22 protein-coding genes are annotated in these 25,191 nt (G+C 73.3%); 15 read left to right on the forward strand and 7 right to left on the reverse strand.

Going from position 1 to position 25,191, the window contains the following annotated elements; genetic code table 11:
* Positions 1–10: 10 nt before the first annotated feature.
* The 4 genes from dusB to GPA02_RS05960 form a co-directional block, all read right to left on the reverse strand.
* Positions 11–1,147, reverse strand: a complete 1,137-nt coding sequence (dusB, locus tag GPA02_RS05945; protein WP_240133929.1) for a tRNA dihydrouridine synthase DusB — start codon at positions 1,145–1,147, stop codon at positions 11–13.
* A gap of 109 nt (positions 1,148–1,256) precedes the next feature.
* The gene (locus GPA02_RS05950) at positions 1,257–1,943 is read right to left on the reverse strand and encodes a hypothetical protein (protein ID WP_156198988.1); all 687 of its coding nucleotides are present in this window, start codon (positions 1,941–1,943) and stop codon (positions 1,257–1,259) included.
* Positions 1,940–2,845 (reverse strand): ABC transporter ATP-binding protein, encoded by a 906-nt coding sequence (locus tag GPA02_RS05955; protein ID WP_156198989.1) that lies wholly within the window; start codon positions 2,843–2,845, stop codon positions 1,940–1,942. The genes GPA02_RS05950 and GPA02_RS05955 overlap by 4 nt, the downstream gene beginning before the upstream one ends.
* On the reverse strand, positions 2,842–3,231 hold the full coding sequence (locus GPA02_RS05960) for a GntR family transcriptional regulator (protein ID WP_156198990.1): 390 nt from the start codon (positions 3,229–3,231) through the stop codon (positions 2,842–2,844). Before GPA02_RS05960 ends, GPA02_RS05955 begins: the two co-directional genes overlap by 4 nt.
* A gap of 188 nt (positions 3,232–3,419) precedes the next feature.
* Between GPA02_RS05960 and GPA02_RS05965 the strand changes: the two genes are divergently transcribed.
* The 3 genes from GPA02_RS05965 (at position 3,420) to GPA02_RS05975 (ending at position 7,440) form a co-directional block, all read left to right on the forward strand.
* Positions 3,420–3,884 carry a YbaK/EbsC family protein gene (locus GPA02_RS05965; protein WP_156198991.1) on the forward strand — a complete coding sequence of 155 codons (465 nt, stop codon included), beginning with the start codon at positions 3,420–3,422 and terminating at the stop codon, positions 3,882–3,884.
* A gap of 357 nt (positions 3,885–4,241) precedes the next feature.
* Positions 4,242–6,074 (forward strand): glycoside hydrolase family 3 protein, encoded by a 1,833-nt coding sequence (locus GPA02_RS05970; RefSeq protein WP_156198992.1) that lies wholly within the window; start codon positions 4,242–4,244, stop codon positions 6,072–6,074.
* A gap of 37 nt (positions 6,075–6,111) precedes the next feature.
* Positions 6,112–7,440, forward strand: coding sequence for an exo-beta-N-acetylmuramidase NamZ family protein (locus tag GPA02_RS05975; RefSeq protein ID WP_156198993.1), 1,329 nt, complete (start codon positions 6,112–6,114; stop codon positions 7,438–7,440).
* 56 nt (positions 7,441–7,496) lie between these two features.
* On the opposite strand, the gene GPA02_RS05980 is transcribed toward GPA02_RS05975, so the two are convergent.
* The gene (locus GPA02_RS05980; RefSeq protein WP_156198994.1) at positions 7,497–9,104 is read right to left on the reverse strand and encodes an N-acyl-D-amino-acid deacylase family protein; all 1,608 of its coding nucleotides are present in this window, start codon (positions 9,102–9,104) and stop codon (positions 7,497–7,499) included.
* The gene (locus GPA02_RS05985; RefSeq protein ID WP_156198995.1) at positions 9,101–9,886 is read right to left on the reverse strand and encodes an IclR family transcriptional regulator; all 786 of its coding nucleotides are present in this window, start codon (positions 9,884–9,886) and stop codon (positions 9,101–9,103) included. The genes GPA02_RS05980 and GPA02_RS05985 overlap by 4 nt, the downstream gene beginning before the upstream one ends.
* A gap of 179 nt (positions 9,887–10,065) precedes the next feature.
* On the opposite strand from GPA02_RS05985, the gene GPA02_RS05990 reads away from it, so the two are divergent.
* Genes GPA02_RS05990 through GPA02_RS19435 form a run of 12 tightly spaced genes read left to right on the forward strand, consistent with a single transcriptional unit; the run spans position 10,066 to position 23,927 of the window.
* Complete coding sequence (locus tag GPA02_RS05990) at positions 10,066–12,090, forward strand: glycoside hydrolase family 20 zincin-like fold domain-containing protein (protein ID WP_156198996.1); 2,025 nt, start codon at positions 10,066–10,068, stop codon at positions 12,088–12,090.
* Complete coding sequence (locus GPA02_RS05995) at positions 12,078–12,848, forward strand: SDR family NAD(P)-dependent oxidoreductase (protein ID WP_156198997.1); 771 nt, start codon at positions 12,078–12,080, stop codon at positions 12,846–12,848. Before GPA02_RS05990 ends, GPA02_RS05995 begins: the two co-directional genes overlap by 13 nt.
* Positions 12,849–12,903: 55 nt before the next feature.
* Positions 12,904–14,469, forward strand: coding sequence for an ABC transporter substrate-binding protein (locus GPA02_RS06000; protein WP_156198998.1), 1,566 nt, complete (start codon positions 12,904–12,906; stop codon positions 14,467–14,469).
* A 7-nt stretch (positions 14,470–14,476) separates the two neighbouring features.
* A complete protein-coding gene (locus GPA02_RS06005) occupies positions 14,477–15,436 on the forward strand; it encodes an ABC transporter permease (RefSeq protein WP_156198999.1) in 960 nt (319 codons plus the stop codon).
* On the forward strand, positions 15,433–16,350 hold the full coding sequence (locus GPA02_RS06010) for an ABC transporter permease (RefSeq protein WP_156199000.1): 918 nt from the start codon (positions 15,433–15,435) through the stop codon (positions 16,348–16,350). Before GPA02_RS06005 ends, GPA02_RS06010 begins: the two co-directional genes overlap by 4 nt.
* Positions 16,347–17,993 (forward strand): dipeptide ABC transporter ATP-binding protein, encoded by a 1,647-nt coding sequence (locus GPA02_RS06015; protein WP_156199001.1) that lies wholly within the window; start codon positions 16,347–16,349, stop codon positions 17,991–17,993. The genes GPA02_RS06010 and GPA02_RS06015 overlap by 4 nt, the downstream gene beginning before the upstream one ends.
* Positions 17,990–19,516: a M81 family metallopeptidase gene (locus GPA02_RS06020; protein WP_156199002.1), complete on the forward strand. Its 1,527-nt coding sequence runs from the start codon at positions 17,990–17,992 to the stop codon at positions 19,514–19,516. The genes GPA02_RS06015 and GPA02_RS06020 overlap by 4 nt, the downstream gene beginning before the upstream one ends.
* On the forward strand, positions 19,513–20,829 hold the full coding sequence (locus GPA02_RS06025) for an aspartate aminotransferase family protein (protein WP_156199003.1): 1,317 nt from the start codon (positions 19,513–19,515) through the stop codon (positions 20,827–20,829). Before GPA02_RS06020 ends, GPA02_RS06025 begins: the two co-directional genes overlap by 4 nt.
* Entirely contained in the window at positions 20,810–21,877 is a 1,068-nt protein-coding gene (locus tag GPA02_RS06030; protein ID WP_156199004.1) for a pyridoxal-phosphate dependent enzyme, read from the forward strand. Before GPA02_RS06025 ends, GPA02_RS06030 begins: the two co-directional genes overlap by 20 nt.
* The gene (locus GPA02_RS06035; RefSeq protein WP_156199005.1) at positions 21,874–22,788 is read left to right on the forward strand and encodes a succinylglutamate desuccinylase/aspartoacylase family protein; all 915 of its coding nucleotides are present in this window, start codon (positions 21,874–21,876) and stop codon (positions 22,786–22,788) included. The genes GPA02_RS06030 and GPA02_RS06035 overlap by 4 nt, the downstream gene beginning before the upstream one ends.
* The gene (locus GPA02_RS06040; protein WP_156199007.1) at positions 22,785–23,795 is read left to right on the forward strand and encodes a Gfo/Idh/MocA family protein; all 1,011 of its coding nucleotides are present in this window, start codon (positions 22,785–22,787) and stop codon (positions 23,793–23,795) included. The genes GPA02_RS06035 and GPA02_RS06040 overlap by 4 nt, the downstream gene beginning before the upstream one ends.
* Positions 23,796–23,804: 9 nt before the next feature.
* Entirely contained in the window at positions 23,805–23,927 is a 123-nt protein-coding gene (locus GPA02_RS19435) for a RidA family protein (protein WP_275689718.1), read from the forward strand.
* A 52-nt stretch (positions 23,928–23,979) separates the two neighbouring features.
* Here the strand turns inward: GPA02_RS19435 and GPA02_RS06045 are convergent, their stop codons facing one another.
* On the reverse strand, positions 23,980–25,113 hold the full coding sequence (locus GPA02_RS06045) for a YibE/F family protein (protein WP_240133915.1): 1,134 nt from the start codon (positions 25,111–25,113) through the stop codon (positions 23,980–23,982).
* Between the last annotated feature and the right edge of the window lie 78 nt (positions 25,114–25,191).

Here is a 25,191-nt window from a genome sequence, read left to right on the forward strand (position 1 = left end):
CCGCGGCGGCTCAGCCGCCGGAGACGCTGAGCTCGGCCTCGGCGAGCATCGCCCGCAGGCCCTCGTCGATGCCGCGGTGGTCGAGCCACCCGTCGGGCACCGCGGGGCGCTTGGGGCTGCCGGCCCGCCCGCGCTGACCCTCGGCCGCCGCACCCGGGTAGGGCTGGTCGAGGTCGAGCGCGGCGAGCCGGTCGTCGAGCTCGGCGAGGCTGCTCACCAGCCCGAGCGCGGCCCGAGCCTCGCCCCCGACGACGTAGCCCTTGAGGTACCAGGACATGTGCTTGCGCAGCTCCCGCAGCGCGCGACCCTCGTCGCCGAAGTGCTCGACGTGCAGCTCGGCGTGCCGCCGGATGACGGCCGCGACCTGCCGCAGCCCGGGCCGCACCCGCAGGTCGGAGCCGGCGAAGGCCGCCACCAGGTCGGTGAACAGCCACGGCCGTCCCTGGCAGCCGCGCCCGACGACGACGCCGTCGCACCCGGTCTGCGCGACCATCGCGAGCGCGTCCTCGGCCGACCAGATGTCGCCGTTGCCGAGCACCGGGATGTCGGTGACGGCCTCCTTGAGCGCCGCGATCGCGTCCCAGCGCGCGGTGCCGGAGTAGTAGTCGGCGGCGGTGCGGGCGTGCAGCGCGACGGCGGCGACGCCCGCGTCCTGCGCTCGCAGCCCCGCGTCGACGTAGGTGAGGTGGTCGTCGTCGACGCCCATCCGCATCTTCACCGTCACGGGCACACCGGCCGGCGCGGCCTCCTCGACGGCACCGGTGACGATCGCCCCGAACAGCTCCTGCTTCCACGGCAGCACCGCGCCGCCGCCCTTCCGGGTGACCTTCGGGACCGGGCAGCCGAAGTTGAGGTCGATGTGGTCGGCGCGGTCCTCGGTGACGAGCATCCGCACCGCCGCGCGCACCGTGGCCGGGTCGACGCCGTAGAGCTGGACCGAGCGGACCTTCTCGCCCTCGTCGTGGCTGATGATCCGCATCGACTCCGGGGTGCGCTCGACGAGCGCACGGGAGGTGACCATCTCGGCCACGTAGAGCCCGACGGGGGCGGGCGAGGCGGTGAGCGCTGGCGCGGCGTCCGGTGGGACGCCGTCGAGCGCGGCGTCGCGGCACAGGGTCCGGAACGGCGCGTTGGTGACACCGGCCATCGGCGCGAGCACCACAGGGGTGCCGACGTCGATGCCTCCGATCCGCAAGCTCACCGCACGAGTATCGCCGATGCGGCGGCCGGTCCCTCCCCGGCCGCCGCACCGGTGGTCAGGGGGTGGCGCGCCGCAGCGTGAGGAACGACGACCCTGCCAGGAGCACCAGCAGCAGCGCCGCCCAGCCAGTGAGGCCGAGCGCCCCCTGGTCGGCGAGCCACTGCCACACGCGCGGCCAGGCGTCCATGCGCGAGATCAGCCAGGCACCGACCACGGCGAGCAGGGTGATGCCGACGAGGACCGCGGCGAAGACGACCCCACGGAACCGGACGTAGATCGTCGCGCCCCAGAAGCCGACGACGAAGAAGAACATCGCGATGACGAAGTAGGCGAGCCAGGCCACCCACCAGCCCTCCTCGGTGAGGAACGGCAGCTGGAAGGTGTAGCCGTTGGTGCCGAAGCCGTCGGTGGCGGACTCCAGCGCCGCGCCGATCGTGAACACGGTCGCCATCGCCGCCGCGGAGATCGCGGCGGCCGCGAGCGAGCCGAGGTAGAACTCGCGGCGGGTGAGGCTCATCGCCTGCGCGAAGGGGAAGGTGAGCGTGAGCGCCTGCGAGCCGATGATCGCGAAGTACCACAGCGGCGCCTGCGCGGCACCGCTGTACATCGGCCCGTCGGCGGGGATCAGGCTGAACACCAGCAGCGCGATGACGAACGCGCCGACCAGCACGATCAGCGGGATCCACAGGAACGTCTGCTTGTTGACGAACTGCAGGCGGACGACGTTCAGGGTGCGGTTCATCGGCGTGCCTCCTCGGGCTGCGGCTCGACGGTGCTCTGACGCTGGGTGAGGCGGACGACCAGCTGCTGCAGCGACACCGCGCCGGTGTCGATGCCGGCGGCCGCCAGCCGGGCGCGGTCGTCGTCGTCCAGCCGGCCGAGGATCGTCGCGGACGTGACACGGCCGAGGCTCTCGCGGTGCAGCACCTCACGACCGACGACGAACTCCTCGACGGCGTCGCCGGGCCCCACGACGGTGGTCGCGAGCCCGCGCACCTCGTCGGTGGGCGCGTCCATGAGGATGCGGCCGCGGTCGATGACGAGGACGTGCTCGAGGATGTTCGAGACCTCGTCGATGAGGTGGCTGGACAGCACGATCGTGCGCGGGTGCTCGGCGTAGTCGGCGAGCAGCCGGTCGTAGAAGATCTGCCGGGCCACGGCGTCCAGGCCGAGGTAGGGCTCGTCGAAGAACGTGATCTCGGCGCGCGACGCGAGCCCGATGATCACGCCGACCGCGGAGAGCTGACCGCGCGAGAGCTTCTTGATCGTCCTCTTCATCGGCAGCCGGAACTCCTCGACCAGCTCGCCGGCGAGGTCGTCGTCCCAGTGCGGGAAGAACAGCCGCGCGCTGCGCAGGGCGTGCCGTGGCGTCGCGTCCTCGGGGTACTTCTGGCTCTCCCGCACGAAGCACATCCGGGACAGCACGCGCGCGTTCTCGTAGGGGTCCTCGCCGTAGACGCGGACGGTGCCGCTGGTGGCGAAGTTCTGCGCGGTGAGGATCGACATCAGCGTGGTCTTGCCGGCGCCGTTGCGCCCGAGCAGCCCGTAGATGGTGTCCTGCTCGAGCGTGAGGCTGACGTCGTCGAGCGCGAGCGTGTCGCCGTAGCGCTTGCTGAGGTGGCTCACCTCGATCACGTGGGTCATCGCGGGTCTCCGTTCGTGGGTCGCTGGGCAGCCCGTGCGCGGTCGGCGATCATCCGGGCCAGGTCGTCGGGTCCGAGGCCGAGCCGGGCGGCCTCGACGAGGAGCGGGTCGAGGAACCGCTCGGCGAAGGCGGTGCGGCGCTCGGTGAGCAGCAGCTCGCGAGCGCCGGGGGCGACGAACATCCCGATGCCCCGCCGCTTGTAGAGCACTCCCTTGTCGGTGAGGAGGTTGACGCCCTTCGCGGCGGTCGCCGGGTTGATCCGGTGGAAGGCCGCGAGCTCGTTGGTGGAGGGCGCGCGCTCCTCCTCGCCGAGGCTGCCGTCGACGATCGCGTCCTCGACGCTCTCGGCGATCTGGAGGAAGAGCGGCCTGCCCTCGCCCACCATGCTCGACCTCCTCGGTTCCTTACTTGACTAGGTAACCATGCAACTATGGGGGCCGTCCTGTCAACCCCTCGATCGAGCCGACGCCTGCCAGGCGCGCACGGTGCATGGCGACGTCGTCTGCGGGCGGGCGATCTCGCCGACCGAGCCGGTGTGCGAGCGCGCCCGGCGCCGTCGGTACCCTGCGGCGCATGGCTGAGCACCCCTCGATCACACGGTTCCGCGAGGCGCTCGACGCCGCCGGCGGCACGGGCGAGATCCGTGTCCTGCCCGACTCGGTGCACACCGCCGCCCTGGCGGCGGAGGCGCTCGGGTGCGAGGTCGGCGCGATCGCCAACAGCCTGCTGTTCGACGCCGAGGGCACGCCGGTCCTCATCCTCACCTCGGGCGCCCACCGCGTGGACACCGCGCTCGTCGCGCGCACGACGGGCCCGCTGACCCGCGCCGACAAGGACTTCGTGCGCGCACACACCGGGCAGGTCATCGGCGGCGTCTCGCCGCTGGGCCACCCGGCCCCGATCCGCACCTACATCGATCCCTGGTTGCGCCGCCACCCTGTCGTGTGGGCCGCCGCCGGCCACCCGGCGGCGGTGTTCTCGACGACGTTCGACGAGCTCGTCCGGATGACGGGGGCCACCGAGCTCGAGGTCGCCTGAGGGACCTGCCCCACGTGCGCCCCGCGCACGCCCTGCCCCAACCCGGCCCGGGTGCCCGCGACGGGTCGAGGTCGTGCCTGCGTGCCGACATCGGACCGGGCCCGGCCCGACCTCGGCACGACCGCACGAACTCGGCACCGGGTGCGCCCGGCGAGAGCTCGGTCGGCGGTGAGCCCGAGGGGTCCCGCGCCCCGCTCAACGGCTGAAAACGGGAAACGTCAACCCTCGACCTGCCCATGCTCGGGTAGATGTTCGGTCAAACGCTGTTCAGCCTCGCGTCAGGTCGGGTACTGATGAGTCGGGACCGAGGGGTTCCACCCGGTCGTCCCCGTCGACCGGCTCACCGATGGAGGTCGCATGTCCAGATCGAACCCGACGTCGATCACTCGCAGAACCATCCTCACCAGCGGTCTCACGGCCGCGGCGCTCGGCGTCGCCGGGCCGGCGCTCGCCAGCGGTGGGGGTCCCGGCGGCCCCGCGGGCCGCAAGCCAGGCACCGGCGGCGAGCACGGCTGGGTGACCTCCCGGCTCGCGCGGATGTCGCTGGAGCAGAAGGTCGGCCAGCTCTTCGTCCAGAACGTCTACGGCACCGACGCGACGACCCCCGACGAGCGCAACGTGCCGCTCTACGGCGTGGCCAGCCCGGCCGAGGTGGTCCGCAAGTACCACCTGGGCGGCGTCATCTACTTCGCGTGGACCGACAACGTCGGCAGCCCCGAGCAGGTCGTGGCGCTCTCGAACGGGCTGCAGCACGCCGCGCTCACCAACGGCCACGGCAGGTCGAAGGTCGAGATCCCGCTGCAGATCGCGATCGACCAGGAGGGTGGTCTCGTCACCCGCATCGGGCCGCCCGCCACCCAGTTCCCGGGTGCGATGGCGCTCGGTGCCGGCCGCAGCGCCGACGACGCCCGTACCGCCGCCGACATCATCGGCTCCGAGCTCCTCGCGATGGGCGTCAACACCGACTTCGCGCCGGTGTGCGACGTCAACGTCAACCCGCTCAACCCGGTCATCGGCACCCGCTCGTTCAGCTCCGACCCGCAGCTCGCGGCCGAGCTGGCGGCGGCCCAGGTGCTGGGCTTCCAGGTCGACGGCGGCGTCGCCGCCTCGGCGAAGCACTTCCCCGGCCACGGCGACACCGACACCGACTCCCACGTGGCGTTCCCGATCATCACGCACACGCGCGAGCAGTGGGAGGAGCTCGACGCGCCGCCGTTCCGGGCGGCGATCGAGGCCGGCATCGACATGATCATGACGGCGCACCTCGCGTTCCCGGCGCTCGACGACTCCGGTGACCCGGCGACCCTCAGCCACCCGATCCTCACCGGGCTGCTGCGCGAGGAGCTCGGTTTCGACGGCGTCATCGTCACCGACGCGCTGAACATGGAGGGCGTGCGCGAGCTCTACGGCGACGCCGAGGTCGCCGTGCGGGCGCTGCTCGCCGGTGCCGACCAGCTGCTGATGACGCCAGCGATGGACGAGGCGTACGCGGCCGTCCTCGACGCCGTCCGCTCGGGTCGCCTCAGCCGCCAGGAGCTCGACACGAAGGTGGCGCGCGTGCTGCGGCTCAAGCACCGCCGCGGCATCGTGGCCAGCCCCTACGCCGACCCCGACCAGCTCGACGCCGTCGTCGGCACCCCCGAGCACCTCGAGCTCGCCGACGGCATCACCGACCGCACGACGACCGTGGTCCGCAACGACGACGCGGTGCTCCCGCTCGCCGTCGGCGGCTCCTCGGTGCTGGTGACCGGGTGGGGCGTGGAGACGACGACGGTGCTCGCCGCCGAGATGCAGGCGCGCGGGGCGCAGGTGACACGCCGCGAGACGGGCGCGACGCCGTCGGCCGCGACGATCGCCGCCGCCGTCGCGGACGCCGAGAACGCCGACGTCGTGGTGGTCTCGACGATGAACGCCGCCGGCTCGGCCGCCCAGCAGCACCTGGTCGCCCAGCTCCGCACGACCGGCACGCCGGTCGTCGTGGTGGCGGTGCGCAACCCCTACGACGTCGCCCACCTGGGCGACGCCCCGACGTACGTGGCGACGTACTCCTACTCCCCCGTCGCCCTGACGTCGCTGGCCCGCGTCCTCACCGGCGAGGTGTCGCCGTCCGGCAGGTTGCCGGTCGACATCCCGATGGCGGACGACCCCGAGCAGGTCCTGTACCCGTTCGGGCACGGGCTGACCTGGTGACCGCACGATGACGACCCGAGACGAGAGAGCAGACCAGATGCCCCTGAACCGACGCACCCTCCTCACCACCGGCCTGTCGACGGCGGGTCTCGCGACCGCCGGGGCCCTCGCCGCCGCGGCACCCGCCACCGCAGCGCCGGGGCCCGGCGGTGGACCGGGCGGCCCCGGTGGCAGGCCCGGCGGCCGCGGGGTGACGCCGGGCGCCGACCGTGCCGCGCAGGACCGCTGGCGCGTGCTCGCGGACCAGCGGGTCGGTGTCATCACCAACCCGACCGGGGTGCTGCGCTCGCTGCGCAGCATCGTCGACGAGATGCACGAGTCGGGCCGGGTCGAGATCGGCGGCGTGTTCGGCCCCGAGCACGGCTTCCGCGGCACCGCGCAGGCGGGTGAGGCCGAGGAGACCTTCATCGACCCGCGTACCGGGATCACGGTCTACGACGCCTACGGCGCCGGGGTCGACGCGATGGCCCGGATGTTCACCGAGGCGGAGGTCGAGACGGTCGTCTTCGACATCCAGGACGTCGGTGCCCGCTTCTACACCTACATCTGGACGATGTACACCGCGATGCGGGCAGCGGTCCGCACCGGCCTGCGGTTCGTCGTCCTCGACCGCCCCAACCCGATCGGTGGCACGGCGCGCGGCCCGATGATGACGACGGAGTACACCTCCGGCGTCGGGGCGAAGGAGATCGTGCAGGCGCACGGCATGACGGTGGGCGAGCTCGCCCGGTTCTTCGACGGCGAGTTCCTCACCGACGACGAGGGCGGGCGTCTCACCGATCTCGAGGTCGTGGAGGTGCAGGGCTGGAAGCGTCGCGACCTGTTCGACGCGACCGGTCTGCAGTGGGTGCTGCCGAGCCCGAACATGCCGACCCCGGACACCGCCCTGCTCTACCCGGGGACGTGCCTGTTCGAGGGCACCAACCTGTCGGAGGGGGGCGGCACCACGCGCCCGTTCGAGCTGATCGGCGCCCCGTTCGTCGACCACGAGTGGGCGGCGGCGCTCAACGACGCCCGGCTGCCGGGCGTGACGTTCCGGGAGGCGTACTTCACGCCGTCGTTCAACAAGTACGTCGGCGAGGTGTGCGGCGGCGTGCAGGTCCACATCGACGACCCCACGAAGCTCGACCCGGTCCGGGTCGGCGTCGAGATGCTCGTCGCGCTGCGGGCCCGCTACCCCGACTTCGCGTGGCGTCAGGACTCCTGGGACACCGAGCGCCCGTACTGGATCGACAAGCTCACCGGCTCCACCCGGCTGCGCGAGCAGGTCGACGCCGGCGCGAGCGCGCGCGAGATCGAGCGTGCCTGGAAGGACGAGCTGCACGCCTTCGAGCACCAGCGCAAGCCGTACCTGATCTACCGCTGATCACCGTCCGCGGCGGCCGCAGCTCGGCGTCCGCCGCGGGCGGGCGGCGGGGTGCGTCAGTGCGTGCCGGTCGTCGAGCGCCGCAGCAGCCTGCCTGGTCGCGCCTCGGTCTGCACCCCGTCGCGCACGGTCGCGACGCCGGAGACCCAGACGTGCTCGATGCCGACGGGCGCGGCGCACGGCTCGTCGAAGGTCGCCAGGTCCTGCACGCGATCGGCGTCGAGGGCGACGAGGTCGGCGACCATGCCCTCGGCGACGCGACCCCGGTCGGTGAGCCCGAGCCGACGCGCGTTGGCCCACGTCATCTTGCGGACGGCGTCCTCGAGCGTGAGCACGCCGAGCTCGCGCACGTAGCGGGCGAGCACGCGCGGGAAGGTCCCGAAGTGCCGCGGGTGCGGGCGCCGGCTCTCCTGCTGCACCGCGATCGCGTTGCCGTCGGAGCCGATGCTGGCGAACGGGTGGGCGAGGAACGCCTGGACGTCCTCCTCGACGCGGTAGGAGAGCACGACCTCGACCTCGTTGCCGTGCCGGCGGCAGAGGTCGAGCACGAGCTCGACGGGGTCGCGACCGGTCGCGCCGGCCACGTCCTCCAGCGTGCGGCCCGCGAGACCAGGCTCCGGCGCGTCGGCGATGCGGACCCGGTCCCACAGCCACGGGATGCCGCCGTACCAGCCGCGTGCGGTCTCGGCCACGGCACGCTGCCACGTCGTGGGGTCGCCGAGCCGCGCCGCCATCGCCTCGGAGCCACCCTCCTGCACCCATCCGGGCAGGTACTGGCTGAGCGAGCTGCTGGACGCCGCGTAGGGGTACAGGTCGAACGCGACGTCGAGCCCGGAGGCCGCGGCCTCCTCGAAGAGGGCCAGCGGCTCCTGCGCGCGCCCCCAGCTCGACGGCTCGTTGAGCGCGACGTGCGAGTACTGCAGGCGCGCTCCGGAGCGGCGCGCCGCGGCGAGCGCCTCGCGCACCGCGTCGAGCTCGGCGCCCGCCGTCGCGCGCGCGTGCGTCGCGTACATCGCACCTGCCTCGGCGACCGGTGCGAGCAGGTCGACGACCTCGTCGGGCCCCCCGTAGCTGGACGGCACGTGCGTCAGACCGGTCGTCAGCCCGAAGGCACCCGCGGCGAGCGCGTCCGCCAGCAGCGCGCGCATGCGCGCCCGCTCCGCCGAGGTGGTCTCGCGCTCCTCGACGCCGACGACCGCCACGCGCAGCGTGCCGTGCCCGACCAGAGCGGCGACGTTGAGCGCGGGTGGACGCGCGGCGAGCCTGCGCGCGTAGCCGTCGAGGTCGAGCCAGTCCGGGGTCATCGGCGGCTCGCCGAGACGTGCCATGTGATCGCGGTGCAGGTCGAGGCGATCCTCGGCGTGCGGGAACGGGGAGAACCCGCAGTTGCCGATCACCTCGGTCGTGACGCCCTGTCGCACCTTGCTCTCGCCCGCCGGGTCGTGCACGAGGCTGACGTCGGAGTGGGTGTGGATGTCGACGAACCCCGGCGTGACGACGAGGCCGTCGAGGTCGACGACCTCGGCGTCGCGCGCCCGCGCCTCGACCAGCAGGTCACCCACGGCCACCACCCGGCCGTCGGCGACGAGAACGTCTGCGCGGCGCGCCGGCGCGCCGGTGCCGTCGACGAGCGTGCCGCCGGCGAGCAGCAGCGGCCGGCTCACAGCGTCACGGCCTGTGCCTCGGCCTGGACAGCGGCGGCGACGACCGGGAGCGCGTCGTCGTCGAACCGCACCGTCGGCGCCGAGAGGCTGATCGCGGCCACCGTGCGACCCTCGCGGTCACGCACGGGCGCGGCCACGCAGCGCACCCCGAGCTCGCTCTCCTCGTCGTCGACCGCCCATCCCCGCTCCGCGACCACGGCGAGGTCGCGCATCAACGGGGCGAGCGCCACGATCGTCTTCGGTGTCAGGGCCGCGAGCTCGGCGTCACCGAACATGCGCCGCACCTCGCTGCTCGGGCGCGCCGCGAGGAACACCTTGCCGAGCGCCGTGGCGTGCATGGGGTCACGGGAGCCGACCTGACTCCCGGTCCGCAGCCCGCGCGAGCTCTCGAGGATGTCGAGGTAGAGCACCTCGTCGCGGCTGGGGATGCCGAGGTTGACCGTCTCGCCGAACTCCTCCCAGAGCCGCACGAGCCCAGGGCGAGTCCGCTCGATGATGCTCGCCGAGCGGGGCGCGGGCTCGCTGATGTCGGACAGGCTCGGGCCCACGAACCAGAGCTGGTCCTCGCGTGCGGCCCAGCCGCGCCGGTCGAGCACGCCCAGGATGCGGTACAGCGCAGGGCGGCTGATCCGGGTCACGCGGCTGAGGTCCGTGACTCCCAGCCCGGCGGACCCCGCCTCGGCCAGAGCCTCGAGCACGTCGACGACGCGATCGGTCGAGCTGGCGCCGGCGCGGTCGGTCTCGGTGTCGTCAGCGGCCGCGGCAGCAGGGGGTCGAGACATCGGCGTTCACCTCCAGGCAGAGAACCTACACGCGAACCATGCCGTCCTCTGGGCGGACGATTGTTACGACTTGATGAAATCTCAGCGTTCGGTGCTTGACCTGCGGGCACGTTCCTGCTGAACTGTGCCCGGTCAGCGACACATCGTCCGCTGACCGGACAGACTAGCAGAGGTGCTACGTGCCCCACCCACAGCTCTTCCCCCAGCCCCGGCACATCGACGTGCTGGACGGGTCGCCGATCTCGGTCGACCGCTGGGAGCTCGGCCAGGTCGATCCCGCGCTCGACGGCTACACGGCCGCGATCACGGCACTGTTCGCCGAGCGTGCACGCCCCGGCCGCGCGCTGCCGGTCACCGTCGCCCGCGACGCGACGCTGGGAGCCGAGGGGTACCGGCTGCGGGTCACGCCAGGAGGCGTGCACCTCGAGGCGGCGGAGCCGCTCGGCGCGCTCCAGGGCGCCCGCACGCTCGCCGACCTCCTCGACGCCACCGACGGCCGGGTCAGCCCGATGACGATCGCGGACTCCCCCTCTCTCGCGTGGCGCGGCATCCTCGTCGAGTCCTACTGGGGCTCCGACCTCATGACCCTGGAGGACTGGAAGGACCTCGTCGACCGGCTCGGCGCGCTCAAGCTCAACACGCTCGCGATCTCGATCTACGGCTGCTGGGACCTGCGTCACGACCGCGACCGCGGCGAGTTCCTGTTCGTCCCGCTGTCGGACTTCCCGGAGCTGCGCACACCCCACCGCTACCGCAGCTGGGACCCGCAGACGCGGTCCGAGATCGTCATGGACTACCTGCCGCGCATGTTCGCCGAGGACCTGTTCGGCCAGGTCGCCGCCTACGCGGCCAGCCGCGGGATGCGCGTGATCCCGCTGTTCGGGGGGCCCGGTCACAGCTCGTACCTGCCGCGCGCGCTGCCCGCGCTCTCCGCGGTCGACGACGACGGCGAGCCCACCGGCTTCGGATACTGCGTCACCGACCCCGCGCGGACCGATGTGCTCCGCGCGGTGCTGCGCAACGTCGTCGAGCAGCACCTCGTGCCGAACGGCATCACGACGATGGCGGTGCCGGGGGACGAGTTCTACCCGATCATCAACGTCGACCCCGAGGACCCGACGAAGGAGTTCTCGCCCTACTGCCGTTGCCCCGGGTGCCGCGACCTCAGCCCGGGTGAGCTGCTCGTGCGCTATCTCGTGCTCGTGGCCGAGCTGCTGGAGGGCTACGGCATCCGCGCCCTCAACTGGCAGGACAGCCTCGAGCGCGAGGACGCGTTCGACCTGTACGAGCAGGCGCTCTCGGAGTCGGCGGTGCCGGCGCCGATCGTGTCGTGGTGGCGCTACAACGAGCCGATCCCGGTGGTCGACGGCGACCGTCCGTGGGAGACGTGGGTGACCCCCTCCCCCGGCATCATCGGGTCGCTGTTCGCGCAGAACCTCGCGCTCAACATCGAGCAGATGCTGCGTTCCGGCGCGCGGGCCGGTGCGACAGGCGTGCTCGCCTACAGCATGCCGGACCCGGCGATGCACCGGAACTTCGCCTTCCTCGCCGACGCGAGCTGGAACCTCGAGGGCTCCGGCGGCGCGTCGGGCTTCGACCGCCGCTGGGTCGCGCGGGTCTGCCCGCACGACCAGGCGACGGCGGACCTCGCCTACCGCCTCGGCGACAGCATCATCGGCTGCTACGCGCTCATGAACTACGTCGCGAACCACCTGCTGCCGTACTTCTCGACGGCCCCGTACGGCGCGACGACGTTCCCCGACGACCTCGTCCAGCCGCTGTCGGTGCCGACACCGGCGTTCACCTCGGTGCTCCGTCAGGTCCGCGACACCGTGCGCGAGTCGATGGCGCTCATGCCGCCGACCCGGCCGCTCGCGGGCTGGCCCGACCCCCGCGGCACCTGGCTGGCCGAGGGCGAGCGCCTGGCGACCACGGCCGACCTCTTCCTGCGCCTGGTCGAGCTGGCCCGGCGTCTGCACGACGTCGCGCCGGCGGCGCTCGAGGACGAGATCGCCGCGCTCGAGCGCGACGGCGAGGCGCTGCTCGTGCACGTCGCGGCGACCAAGGTCGGCTACCAGCAGCCGAGCGTGCTGCGCGAGCACCTCGGTCTCGTCGGCGAGCTGCGGGGGATGCTCGAGAGGCTCGCGGCGGCCCCGCACAAGCTGCCCGCGCGGACCGGGAGCTGGCACGCATGGCTGTTCTGACCGACGCCCGCCCGGTCGCGCTCGTCACGGGCGCCCGCCGGGACATCGGGGCGGCGATCGCCACCGGCCTCGCCGCGGACGGCTACGACCTGGCGCTGCACCACCTCGACGACGCCGAGGAGACCTCGCGCGTCGCGGCGCTGTGCGAAGAGCTCGGCGCCCGCACGCTGCTCGTGCAGGCCGACCTGGGCGACCCGAGCCAGGTGGCGGCGTGCGTCCCGGCGGTGCTCGCGGGGCTGGGCCGGCTCGACGCCCTGGTCAACAACGCGGTGCGGCCCTCGAACGTGCCGTGGGACGAGGTCGACCTCGAGGAGTGGCAGGCGACCCTCACGGTCGGCCTCACCGCCCCGTTCCTGCTGTCCCAGGGCGCGGCACGCGCGATGCGTGAGCAGGGCGGCGGTCGCATCGTCAACATCAGCTCGGTGACCGTGCGCCTCGGAGGTCCCTCCGGCGTGGCGTACGTCGCCGCCAAGGCGGGCCTCGTCGGGATGACCCGGTCGCTGGCCCGCCAGCTCGGCCCGCACGGCGTCACCGTCAACGCCGTCTCACCCGGAGCCGTCCGCACCACCAACGAGGCGGAGCTCTACGGACCGGACGCCCAGGAGCAGCTCGACCGCGAGCTCCTGGAGAAGCAGGCGCTGCAACGTCGTCTCCACCCCGACGACATCGCCGGAGCCGTCCGCTACCTGTGCTCGGCAGCGGCAGAGGCCGTCACCGGCCAGGTCCTGGAGGTCAACGGCGGCTGGCTCAGCCGCTGACCTCACCCTCCTCCTCCCCTCCCGGCCTCGGCCACATCTCTCAAGGAGAACCAGCATGTCCGCTCTACCTCGCCGTCAGTTCCTCACCCTCGCCGCGGGCGGCACCGGCGCCGCCGCGCTCGCGGGTCTGCTCGCCGCCTGCGGGGGCAGCGGGAGCGGGACGCAGCCCACGACGTCGGGTTCCGCCGCCACCGACGACGCCGCGGGCCCCACCGTCATCACGATCGGCAACTCCGAGGGCGACCCGGCCAACCTCGACACCGGGATGCAGAACACCTTCGCCAACCTGTCGACGGTCGGCTCCGCCTGCCACGCCTACCTGCTCTACCTCACCGCGGACGGCGCGCTCGAGGGCGACCTCGCGACGGGCTACGAGGCGGAGTCGGAGACCCGCATCCGCTTCGACCTGCGCGAGGGCGTCACCTTCCACAACGGGCGCGCGATGACCGCTCAGGACGTCGTCGACTCCTTCGAGCGCCTCATGGACCCCGAGAGCGGCTCCCCGTACGCCGCGCTGCTCACCCCGATCGACTCGATCGAGGTGCTCGACGACCTCACGGTCGCGTTCAACCTCTCGCAGCCCTACGCGCCCCTGACGGCGCTGTGCAGCCAGATCCCGATCATCCCGATCGAGACGGCGGACCAGCAGGCCACCGCCCCCGTTGGTGCCGGGCCGTTCACGTTCGAGGCCTGGGAGCAGGACAACTTCATGGCCTTCACGCGCTTCGAGGACTACTACGACGCGTCCTTCCCGAAGGTCGACGAGATCCGGTTCCTCCCGCGAGGCGACGCCACGGCGCTCCGCTCGGGCTTCCAGTCGGGCGAGTCGAGCGCCATCGCCGGCTTCGCCTGGCCCGAGATGGAGTCGCTGGCCTCGCTCGAGGGCGCGACCGTGGGCACCTCCTACATCAACGGGTTCAACTACATCTCCTTCAACTGCCGCGTGGCGCCGTTCGACGACGTGCGCGTCCGCAAGGCGTTCTCGCTCGCGCTCGACCGCACCCTCATGGCGACGGCGGAGAACGGGCCCGACGCCGAGCCGGCGCACGTGCTCATCGCGGCGACGAGCCCGTACTTCCCGGCCGATCTCACGGCTCCGTTCGACCCCACCGAGGCCCGTGCACTCCTCGACGAGGCCGGCATCCCCGAGGGGTTCGAGGTCGAGGCGCTGATCCCCGACCTGCCGCTGCTGCGCCCGCTGGAGCCGGTGTGGCAGTCGCTCATGGCCGACGTCGGGATCACGCTCAACACCCGGCTGCTGCCGCCGGCCGACTACGTCGCCCGCGTCTTCACGAACTTCGAGTTCAGCGTCGGCATCGCCGGCGACTCCTCGGCACCGGACCCGGCGCTGTTCCTCGACCGCTATCTGATGACCGACGGCGCGTCGAACCACATGGGCTACAGCAACGGCGAGCTCGACGAGATCCTGGCGGCCGCCTCGGCGACCTTCGACGAGGCCGAGCGCACGGATCTCTACCACCGCGCGATGGAGATCGTGCTGGAGGAGGCACCGATCATGCCGTTCATCCAGATCCCGGTGAACACGGCCGTCTACCCGGAGGCCGCAGGTTTCACGGTGCGCCCGAACTACCTGTTCGAGGTGCGCGGGGCGGGCAGCTGACCACGCCATGACCACAGCAGTGATCCGCCGGCTGGGCGTCGGCCTGCTCACCCTGTGGGTGGTGAGCGTCCTCGTGTTCCTCATCATCCACAACCTCCCCGGTGACCCGATCTCGGTGCTGCTGCGGCAGTACGCCACACCCGAGACGCGGGCCGCGCTGGAGGCTCTGTGGGGTCTGGACAAGCCCCTCACCGAGCAGTACCTGGCGTGGCTGGGCAACCTCCTCACGGGTGACTTCGGCGTCTCGATCTCGTCGAACCTCCCGGTGGGCCAGATCCTCGCCGAACGCCTGCCGCGCACGCTGCTGCTGATGACGGGCGGGCTTCTGCTCGCCCTGCTGGTCGCGATCCCCGGCGGGATGCTCGCTGCGTCCCGCCGGGGGTCGGCCGTCGACCACGGCCTCACCACCGGCTCGCTCGTGCTGCAGGCGCAGCCGGAGTTCTGGATCGGTTCGCTGCTCGTGCTGACGTTCGGGGTGACGCTGGCCTGGTTCCCGACCTCCGGCTACGTCGACCTCGCCGACGACCCCGTCGGCTGGCTCCGGCACTCGGTGATGCCGATGCTGACGATCGCCGTCGTGACCACCGGGCTGCTGCTGCGCACGGTCCGGGCGAGCATGCTCACCGAGCTCCAGCAGGACCACATCCTGCTCGCGCGCTCGAACGGCGTGCGGCCCTGGCGCGTCATCGGCTGGCACGCCGGCCGCAACGCCGTCGCTCCCACGCTCACCGTCGTCGGCCTGCAGGTCGGCATCCTCATGAGCGGCGCCGTGATCACCGAGCGCGTGTTCGGCTACCCGGGCATGGGGCTGACGCTGGTCAACGCACTGATCTCGCGCGACTACCCGGTCGTGCAGAGCGGGATCCTCGTGTTCGCCGCTCTCTTCATCGTCACCAACACCGTGGTGGACGTCGTGTCGATGTGGCTCGACCCGCGCACCCGCGCCACGCTCCAGGGGGCACGATGACAGCGCTCGACCCCACCACCGCGGCCGACCCGCTGTCGCCCGGCGGTGTCGACCCCGTGCTCGACCCCGCCTCGGCCCGCCCGCAGCGCGTGTGGCGCCAGCTGCACCGCAACCCCAAGACCCTCGTCGGGCTCCTCGTGCTGGTGCCGACCGTGCTCGTCGCGATCCTCGCGCCGTGGCTGACGCCGTACCCCTACGACCAGGTCTACGTCGGCGAGGTCCTCGGTGCCCCGGACGCCGACCACCTCCTCGGCACCGACCTCAACGGGCGCGACCTGCTCAGCCGGCTGATCATGGGTACCCGCGTCGTCGTCGGGATCCCCCTCGTCGTCGGGCTGCTCACGCTGCTCATCGGGGTTCCCGTCGGGCTCCTGGCCGGGTACCTGCGCGGCCCGTTCGACGCCGTCGCGATGCGCGTCGTCGACATCTTCCTGAGCTTCCCGTGGCTGCTGGTCGCGCTGGGTCTGGCGTCGGTGCTCGGCGCCGGGCTGAGCACGGTCGTGGTCACGCTCGTCGTCGTGTACTGGCCGCAGGTGGCACGCGTGACCCGCAACTCGGTCATCGCCGTCACCGAGGCCGAGTACGTCAAGGCGGCCGCCGCGATCGGCGAGAGTCGCACGTCGATCGTGCTGCGCTACGTGCTGCGCAACGCCTACTTCCCGGTGCTGGTGCTGCTGAGCAGCATGATGGCCTTCTCGATCCTCAACGAGGCCGGCATCAGCTTCCTCGGCTTCGGGATCCAGTCGCCCGACACCAGCTGGGGGCTCGAGCTCGCGGCGGGCAGCACCTACCTCTCGGCGGCGCCGCACCTCGTCGTCTTCCCCGGCATCGCGATCGTCGTCGTCGTGCTGGGCATGAACCTGTTCGCCGACGGCCTCGGCGACCTGCTGAGCCGACAGGGGCGGAACCGATGACCGAGACCGACGTCACGCTGCGCGTGGCCGACCTCCGGGTCGACCTGGCCTCCGGTGCGCAGCCTGTCGAGGGCGTCTCCTTCGACGTCCGGCAGGGCGAGATGCTCGGCATCGTCGGCGAGTCCGGCTCGGGCAAGTCGATGACGCTGCGCGCGATGTCCGGGCTGCTGCCCCACGGGGTGCGGGCCACGGTCACCGGGTCGGTGACGGTCGCCGGCACCGAGCTCGCCACCGCGTCCGGGCGCCCGCCGCGCCATCCGCGCGTCGGCGACCGAGCGGCGTTCGGCTACGTGTTCCAGGAGCCGCTGGCGGCGCTCAACCCGGGTTTCACGATCCGGCGCCACCTGCTCGAGGCGCTGCGGGCCCACGGGCGGCTCGGCGACCGCTCCGACCGCCACGACCGGCTGGTGGCGGCGCTCGCCGACGTCCGCCTCCCCGAGCCCGAGCGGGTGCTGCGCAGCCACCCGCACGAGCTCTCGGGCGGTATGCGCCAGCGGGTCGTCATCGCGCTCGCGCTCATCGGCCGGCCGCACGTGCTGCTCGCCGACGAGCCGACGACCGCGCTCGACGTGACGGTCGCCGCCGAGGTCCTCGACCTCGTCCAGACGCTGCAGCGCGAGCACTCGCTCACGTCGGTGCTCGTGTCGCACGACCTGAGCCTCGTCGCGCAGCGCTGCGACCGGGTGCTCGTCATGTACGGCGGCGAGATCGTCGAGTCGGGCGCCGCGGCCGACCTCATGACGTCACCGCAGCACCCCTACACGCAGCGGCTGCTGGAGGCGACGGTCGACCCGTTCGACCCCGAGCTCCGGCGCACGCCCGACCCGGAGGTCGAGAGCCGCGCACCGCTCATGACGGCCGGCGGTGTGACGGTGACCTACCCGGCCCGGCGCCGCCGCCAGGACCCGGTGGTCGCGGTGGACGGCGTCGACGTCGCCGTGCGCGCGGGTGAGGTCGTCGCGGTCGTCGGCGAGTCCGGATCGGGCAAGTCGAGCATGGCGAAGGCCCTCGCGGGCATGCAGCCGGTCGACGACGGCGACGTGCGGCTGGGCGGGCGGACGGTGACGACGGACCGGCGGGACCGGACCTGGCTCACGGGCGAGGTCCAGATGGTGTTCCAGGACCCGTACTCGGCGCTCAACCCGCGGATGCCGGTCGGCACCGCGATCCAGCGCTCGCTCGCGATCCACCAGCCGGCCCTCGACGCGGCCTCCCGGCGCGAGGAGGCGCGACGGCTGCTCGACGACGTCGGGCTCCCCCGGTCCTTCGAGGACCGGTACCCGGTCGAGCTGTCGGGCGGGCAGCGCCAGCGCGTCGTCGTCGCGCGCGCGCTCGCGGCGCAGCCACGCGTGCTGCTGGCCGACGAGCCCACCTCCGCGCTCGACGTCTCGGTGCAGGCGCAGCTGCTCGCGCTGCTGCGCGACCTCGTGGACCGACGAGACCTCGGGATGCTCCTCATCACGCACGACTTCGCCGCGGTGCGCGCGATCGCCGACCGCGTCGTCGTCATGAGCCGCGGCCGGATCGTCGAGGCCGCCCCGATCGACGACCTCATCACCACCCCGACGGACCCCTACACCCGCAGGCTCCTCGACGCCGTCCCGAGCGCGAGGCGCACCCACACCACCCAGGAGAGCACGTGACCAGCCCCCGGATCGCCGTCGGCGGCATCTACCACGAGACGAACACGTTCGCCGTCGGCACCACGGCGCTCGACGGCTTCGCGGCCTACCAGTACTTCGTCGGCGACGACCTCCGCCGACTGGCGGCCACCCGGTCGGAGACCGGTGGCTTCCTCACGGCGCTCGAGCGCGCCGGCGCCACGTCGGTGCCGACGACCTACGCCGCCGCCGTCCCGAGCGCGACCGTGGCGCACGAGGTCTACGAACGGTTGCGCGACGGCATCCTCGCGGCGATCGCCGACCAGCCCGTCGACGGCGTGCTGCTCACCCTGCACGGTGCGATGGTCACCGACGGCAGCCCGGACCCCGACGGCGAGCTCGTCCGCGCGGTCCGCGACCTCATCGGCCCCGACGTCCCGCTCGCCGTGACGATCGACCTGCACGCGAACGTCAGCGCCGCGATGGTCGAGGGCACGCAGGCGGTCGTCGCCTACGACACCTACCCGCACGTCGACATGTTCGAGCGCGGGCAGGAGGCGGCGGACCTGCTGCTCGAGGTGCTGCGCACCGGCCGCGAGCGCCACGTGGTGCACCGCAAGCTGCCGTTCATGACGGCGCCCGGCATGCAGGCGACCGACGGCGACCCGATGCGCGACCTCGTGGCGCTCGCGCACCGTCTGGAGCGCGAGGCAGGCGTGCAGGTGTCGCTGGCGCCGGGGTTCTCCTACGCCGACGTCGACTGCGTCGGATTCTCCGTCGTCGTCAGCGGCGACGACGCGCGCACCGCCACGCAGGCCGCCGACGAGATGGCGGCCGCGGTCGACGACGCCAAGGAGCGCTTCGTCTACGGGGCGCTGAGCGTCGCCGAGGCGTGCGCGGCCGCGCAGGTCGCACAGGACCGGCCCGTCATCCTGGTCGACGCCGCCGACAACATCGGCGGCGGCGCCCCCGGCGACGGCACCGCGATCCTCCAGGAGTGGCTGCGCACCGGCGGCCGCGGCCTGGTCACGACGATCGCCGATCCCGAGTCCGTCGCGGTCTGCGTCGAGGCCGGGGAGGGCGCGACCGTCCGGCTGCGGCTCGGGGCGAAGACCGACGACCAGCACGGCGAGCCCGTCGACGTCACCGCCACCGTGCAGCGGCTGACCGACGGCCGTTACCGGCACCTGGGCAGCTACAACCGCGGCTACGAGGTGTCGATGGGCCGCACCGCGGTGCTCGACGTCGCGGGCAACACCGTCGTCGTCAGCGAGCTGAAGGCGATGCCGTTCGATGCCCAGCAGCTGGTGTCCCAGGGCGTCGATCCGGCCGCCGCCGACGCGATCGTCGTCAAGTCCGCGATCGCGTGGCGCGCCGCGTACGGCGACGTCGCCGGCGAGGTCATCGAGGTCGACACCCCCGGGATCTGCACCAGCTTCCCCGACCGTCTCCCCTGGTCCCCCGAGCGCGCAGCGATGCTGCCGCACTGGACCCTGCGGGCCCACCGCACCACCCAGCACCCCACCGACAGCACGACCGCGACCCAGCGAGCAGAGGAACGATGAGCACCAACCTGCAGACCCCGCCGACCGACGTCCGGAGCCAGCGCTACGCGCGCTCTCAGGAGTTGATCGAGCGAGCCTCCCGGACGGCGCCCGCGGGCGTCCACAGCAGCTTCCGGCTGAAGGGCTCCCCCACGCCGCTGGTGTACGAGCGCGCGGAGGGCTCCCGGCTCTGGGACGTCGACGGCAACTGCTACGTCGACTACGCGATGGCGTTCGGCCCGCACGTGCTGGGCCACGGGCACCCGGCGGTCACCGAGGCGGTCGCCTCCGTGCTGGGCACCGGCCAGCTCTGGGCCGGCCAGCACCTGCGCGAGATCGAGCTCGTCGAGGAGATGGTCGAGATCCTCCCGAACGCCGAGCGGATCCGGCTGGGTCAGTCCGGCACCGAGATGGACCAGCTCGCGCTGCGACTGGCGCGCGCCGCGACCGGGAGGCGCCGCGTGATCCGGTTCGCCGGCCACTACCACGGCTGGCTCGATCCGCTCTTCGTCGACCCGGCGACCGACCCGTACCCGGCCCAGGGCGCCCCGCTGACGCCGGGCCAGTCGGCGGCGGCGGCCGCCGACGTCGTCGTCATCCCGTGGAACGACGTCGACGCGGTCGCGGCCGTCTTCGACGCCCACGACGACGTCGCCGCCGTCTTCATGGAGCCGATCCTGTCCAACGTCGGCATGATCATGCCGCGGCCGGGCTACATCGAGGCGGTCCGCGAGCTCTGCGAGAAGAACGGCGCGCTGCTCGTGCTCGACGAGGTCATCACCGGCTTCCGGGTGCGGCTCGGCGGTGCTCAGGAGCTGCTCGACGTGCGCGGCCACCTCACGGTGTACGCCAAGGCGATGGCGTCCGGCTTCCCGGTCGCCGCCCTCGCCGGGCCGGCCGACGTCATGGACCTGCTCGCGACGCCCGCCGTCATGCACGGCGGCACCTACAACACCGGGATCAGCGCCGTGGCCGCCGCGCTCGCGACCGTCCGGGTGCTCCGGGACACCAACCCCTACCCGCAGATGATGGAGGTCGGCGGGGCGCTGATCGACGGCATCCGGGCACTCGCGCAGCGGCACGGCGTCGAGCTGTCGGTCGACGGCATCGGGCCGGTGTTCCAGACGCGCTTCGGCCCGGCGGGCGGGGTGCACGACCGGCAGACCTACATGGAGCGCTCCGACCCCGCGCTGGCCGACCGGTTCCTGTGGGCCCTGCAGGACCGAGGCGTGCGGATCACCCACCGCGGCACCTGGTTCCTGTCGGCGTCGCACACCCACGCCGACGTCGAGGAGACGCTCGAGGCGGTCGACGGTGCGCTCGGCGCTCTCTGAGCACCCCGCCGGCGGGGTCGACCCTGCGCTCTCGCTGGGCGAGGGGTCGACCCCGGTCGTGCGACTGCCCGCGCTCGAGGAGCACGTCGGCGGCGCGCGGCTGTGGTGCAAGGCCGAGCACCTCAACCCGACCGGGTCGTACAAGGACCGGCTCGCAGTCCGCGCGGTCACCGTCGCCCGCCGGCACGGACTCAGCGGGATCCTCGGGACGTCGTCCGGCAACGGCGCCGCGGCGATCGCGGCGTACGGGGCGCGGGCGGGCCTGCCTGTGCGCATCCTCACCGTGCCGGGTGCGCCTGCGGCCAAGCTCCTGGGTGCGAGCGCCGCGGGCGCGCGCACCCTCCCGGTCGAGGGGCTCGGCATCACGCCGGCCGAGACCGACCGGGTGTTCGCGAAGGTTCTCGAGGTGGCCGACGAGCTTGGGCTGTACCCGTTCATCACCGCCTGGTCGTTCGCGCCGGACATGATGACGGGCGCCTGCGGCATCTCGACGGAGCTGGCGCACCAGCGCCCGGACGCCTCCGTCGTCTACGTCCCGGTGGGCGGTGGCGGGCTGCTCACGTCGGTGTGGCGCGGCTTCCGCGACGCCGCCGGCCCTCGGCCCCGCGTCGTCGGCGTGCAGCCGGTCGGCAGTGCCACCCTGCGGCGGGCGTGCGACGGCGACCTCAGCCCGCTGCCGCGCGTCACCACCACGGTCTCGGGTCTGCAGGTGGCCCGGCTGCTCGACGTCGAGGGCGCGACCGAGGCGGTCACGGCCTCGGGCGGTCACGTCGTCGAGATCACCGACGAGCAGGCGTTCGAGGCGCAGGCGATGCTGGCGCGCGACGGCCTCCTCGTGGAGCCGGCGGGTGCGGTGGCGCTCGCCGGTGCGCTGGCCGACGCCAGGGCCGGCCGGCTCGGGCCGGACGACGAGGCGGTCGTGATCGCCTCCGGCGCCGGCTGGAAGGACAGCACCTCCCTGCAGCGTGTCGCGGGCGAGCCGCCTCCCACAGAACCGGTCGCGGTGGCCGACCTGCCCGCAGCCCTCGCCCGTGAGCTGTCCGCATGACCGGGGCGCGCACCGTCACGATCGGCGACGAGCGCGTGGTCGAGCTGGTCGTCCACGAGCTCGGCGACGGTGACGGCCCGCTGGTCGTCGTGCTCGGCGGGGTGCACGGGGACGAGCCCGAGGGCATGCTGGTCGCGCGCTCGCTGGTGGCCGACCCGCCGCAGCTGCGCGCCACCCGGCTGCGCGTGGTCACGGTGGCGAACCCGTCGGCGTACCGTGCGGGCACGCGCACCAGCGCCGCCGACGGCGCCAACCTGGCGCGCTGCTTCCCGGGTGCGCGTGACGGCGGCTGGACCGAACGGCTGGCCGACCTGCTCACCCGCGAGGTGCTCACGGGCGCCGACACCCTGATCGACCTCCACAGCGCCGGGCTGCACCTCGCGATGCCGCTGCTCGCGGGCGTCCTCAGCGAGGGTGCGCTGGCGGAGCGGTCCACGCACGTCGGGCGCACGCTCGGGCTGCCGTACCTGTGGTTGCACCCCGAGCTTGCGCCCGGACGCACGCTGAGCGCTGCGGCCGACCTCGGGGTCGCGCCGGTGTACGTCGAGATGCCGGGCGGGCCGTCGCCCGACCGGGCGGCGATGCGCGCGGTCCGCGCGGGGCTGCTGCGGGCGCTCGGCGCGACGTCCGGCGAGCCGGTGGCCGCACCGGTCGAGGTCGTGAGCAGCGGCAACCTCGACGACGCCGAGGTGCGGGCACCCGTCGACGGGCTGTTCCTCGCGTCCGTCGCGCACGGCGACGCCGTGGGTGTCGACGACGTCCTGGGCGAGGTGCTCGACCCGCTCCGACCCGAGCTGCCGGCGGTGCCCGTCCGGACGCCCGGCGCCGGGCACGTCATGATGCTGCGGCGGACGGCACACGTCGCTGCGGGCACTCCGCTCGCGACGGTCGCGCCGGTGGTGGCCCGGTGACCGCGTCGCACCAGCCGGTCCGGGTGGTCGTCGTCGGGTACGGCGGCTACGGGCAGCTGCACGCCGACGCGGTGCGGGCCGAGCCGGGCGCGCAGCTCGTGGCCGTGGTCGACAGCGATCGCACGGCGCGCGAGCGGGCGCGCGAGAGGTTGGGCGCGACGGTACCGGTGGTCGCCTCTCTCGACGAGGTGGCGGATGCCGACGCCGTCGTCGTCGCCACGCCCGACCGGCACCACCTCGCACCCGCGACCGCCGCGGTCGCGCGCGGCTGCCACGTGCTCGTCGAGAAACCCGTGACGACCGACGTGCCCGCCGCGGCGGAGCTGGGCCGGCGCGCCGCCGCGCACGGGGTGCACGTCGCGGTCGGTCACCTGCTCCGGTTCGACCCCCGGTTGCGCTGGTTGCGCGAGCAGGTCGCCTCGGGCGCGTGGGGCCCGGTGGTCCACATGGCGCTGCTGCGCAACGGTGCCGTCGAGCTGCGTGAGACCTACCGGGACGTCAGCCCGGTGCTGCAGGGCGGCGTCCACGACATCGACGTCGCCCAGTGGCTCGCGGGCAGCCCGATCGGCACGGTCACGTGCGAGGTCGCTCGGGCGCCCGACGGCGCCGCTGCCTTCATGACGATGACCGGAAGGACCGCCCTCGGCTGCGTCGTCACCGTGCACGCCGGTCGCACGCTCGACCTGCCGATGCCCCTCGACCCGCAGACCTGGATGTCGCTCGCGACGCCGAGCGTCACGGTGACGATCGACGGCGACCACCCGGTGCGGGTCGTGGGTGCACCGGCGCCGCCCACCCCGCTGCGCGCTGCGACGCCGGTCGAGATGCTCGCACGCCAGCTCGAGGCGTTCGTGGACCTCGTGCGAGGGGGTCCCGGCGGCGTGCTCGCCGACCTCGGCGACGGCGCCCGCGCGGTCGCGGTCGCGCTGGCGGCCGAACGGTCGGCGGCGCGAGGCGGCGTGCCGATCGCGGCGGACCGACCCGACGAGCACCCACCGGACCCATGAGGAGCACCCGTGCGTGACGCCATCCGGTCCCCCGACGCCTCGCTGCCCACCGGCCCGTGGCCGCAGGCCGTCCGTGCCGGCGAGCGGCTGCTCGTCCCCGGCCAGGGCCCCGTCGACCCTCAGGGCCGCTAGATCGGCGAGACGTCCGCGGAGCGTCTGCGTCGGGCCCGACCGCGCGGACCGGTCACGCCCTGCTCGTGCTGCTGCGGCCCACGAGCAGGGCGGAGATCGCCGTCGTGGCCGGGATCGCGAGCACCAGCCCGATCGAGGAGACCAGCGTCCGCGCCACCTCCTCGACGATCTCGCCCGCCATGAGGAACTCGAGCAGGGTGCGGTCGTAGATCGCGCCGATCATCAGCAGCGGCAGCGAGGTGCCGACGTAGGCGAACGCCAGCGTGTAGACGGTCGAGGCGATGTGGTCGCGGCCGATGCGCATCGCCCGGGCGAACACCCGCGCGCGCCCGGCGCCGGGGTCGCTCGCGTGCAGCTCCCAGACGGCCGAGGCCTGCGTGATCGTCACGTCGTTGAGCGCACCGAGGCCCGCGATGACGATGCCGCACAGCAGCAGCGCGCTCAGGCTCACGCCCGGGAAGGTCGAGAAGACCATGTAGGCCTCCTCGGAGCCGTTGCCCACGAGGTTGCCGCCGCCGATCACCCACCAGCCGAGCAGCGTCGTGATCGCGAGCCCGGCGAACGTGCCGAGCAGCGCCGTCGTCGTGCGGATCGAGACGCCGTGCGCGAGGTAGACCGCCAGGAACATCATCGCGCTGGAGCCGACGAGCGCGACCAGCAGCGGCGAGGTCCCCAGCGTGAGCGCCGGGATGACGAACAGCCCGACGACGACGAGCGAGGCCCCCAGGCCGACCACCGCGGCGACGCCCCGCCACCGGGCGACCAGCGCCACCACGAGCAGGTACGCCGCCGCCAGCAGGGCGATCGGCACGTCGCGGACGAAGTCGATGTAGACGAACGGGGACCCGGTGGCCGCCGCGCCCGGCAGGTACAGCATCCGGATCTCGTCGCCCCGCTCGACGCCGGCCTCCATCACCTCGGGCGGCACCTGCACGCTGACCTCGCGGCCGGCGTGCTCGCCGGTGCGCACCGCGACGACGACCTCCTCGCCGGCGGTGCCGGGCACGTCGACGACGACGCCGCGCTCGAAGGTCGCGCCCTCGGCGGTGAGCGGCACCGACCCGATCTGGGTCTCGCCGCGTGGCCACAGCGCCACCAGCCCGACGACGGTGGCCAGCAGCAGCGGCACCACGAGCGCGGCGAGCACGAGCCGGACCCGACGCGCCTCGGCGGCCGGGATCGTCACCGGCCCGTGCCCGTGCGCGTGCCCGGACCCGACCTCACGAGACCGGCGCCGTCGGCGCGCCGCAGGAGGGTCGGGGTG

It is taken from the genome of Actinotalea caeni, from assembly GCF_009733795.1.
Classification (GTDB): domain Bacteria; phylum Actinomycetota; class Actinomycetes; order Actinomycetales; family Beutenbergiaceae; genus Pseudactinotalea; species Pseudactinotalea caeni.

Excerpts from the sequence above, each read along its gene's own strand:
- GPA02_RS06000 (WP_156198998.1), top strand. The coding sequence starts at position 12,904 with ATGTCCGCTCTACCTCGCCGTCAGTTCCTCACCCTCGCCGCGGGCGGC.
- GPA02_RS06025 (WP_156199003.1), top strand. The coding sequence starts at position 19,513 with ATGAGCACCAACCTGCAGACCCCGCCGACCGACGTCCGGAGCCAGCGC.
- GPA02_RS05965 (WP_156198991.1), top strand. The coding sequence starts at position 3,420 with ATGGCTGAGCACCCCTCGATCACACGGTTCCGCGAGGCGCTCGACGCC.
- GPA02_RS05970 (WP_156198992.1), top strand. The coding sequence starts at position 4,242 with ATGTCCAGATCGAACCCGACGTCGATCACTCGCAGAACCATCCTCACC.
- GPA02_RS05955 (WP_156198989.1), bottom strand. The coding sequence starts at position 2,845 with ATGACCCACGTGATCGAGGTGAGCCACCTCAGCAAGCGCTACGGCGAC.
- GPA02_RS06005 (WP_156198999.1), top strand. The coding sequence starts at position 14,477 with ATGACCACAGCAGTGATCCGCCGGCTGGGCGTCGGCCTGCTCACCCTG.
- GPA02_RS06010 (WP_156199000.1), top strand. The coding sequence starts at position 15,433 with ATGACAGCGCTCGACCCCACCACCGCGGCCGACCCGCTGTCGCCCGGC.
- GPA02_RS05960 (WP_156198990.1), bottom strand. The coding sequence starts at position 3,231 with ATGGTGGGCGAGGGCAGGCCGCTCTTCCTCCAGATCGCCGAGAGCGTC.
- GPA02_RS06015 (WP_156199001.1), top strand. The coding sequence starts at position 16,347 with ATGACCGAGACCGACGTCACGCTGCGCGTGGCCGACCTCCGGGTCGAC.
- GPA02_RS05985 (WP_156198995.1), bottom strand. The coding sequence starts at position 9,886 with ATGTCTCGACCCCCTGCTGCCGCGGCCGCTGACGACACCGAGACCGAC.
- GPA02_RS05975 (WP_156198993.1), top strand. The coding sequence starts at position 6,112 with ATGCCCCTGAACCGACGCACCCTCCTCACCACCGGCCTGTCGACGGCG.
- GPA02_RS05995 (WP_156198997.1), top strand. The coding sequence starts at position 12,078 with ATGGCTGTTCTGACCGACGCCCGCCCGGTCGCGCTCGTCACGGGCGCC.
- GPA02_RS05950 (WP_156198988.1), bottom strand. The coding sequence starts at position 1,943 with ATGAACCGCACCCTGAACGTCGTCCGCCTGCAGTTCGTCAACAAGCAG.
- GPA02_RS06035 (WP_156199005.1), top strand. The coding sequence starts at position 21,874 with ATGACCGGGGCGCGCACCGTCACGATCGGCGACGAGCGCGTGGTCGAG.
- dusB (WP_240133929.1), bottom strand. The coding sequence starts at position 1,147 with ATGGCCGGTGTCACCAACGCGCCGTTCCGGACCCTGTGCCGCGACGCC.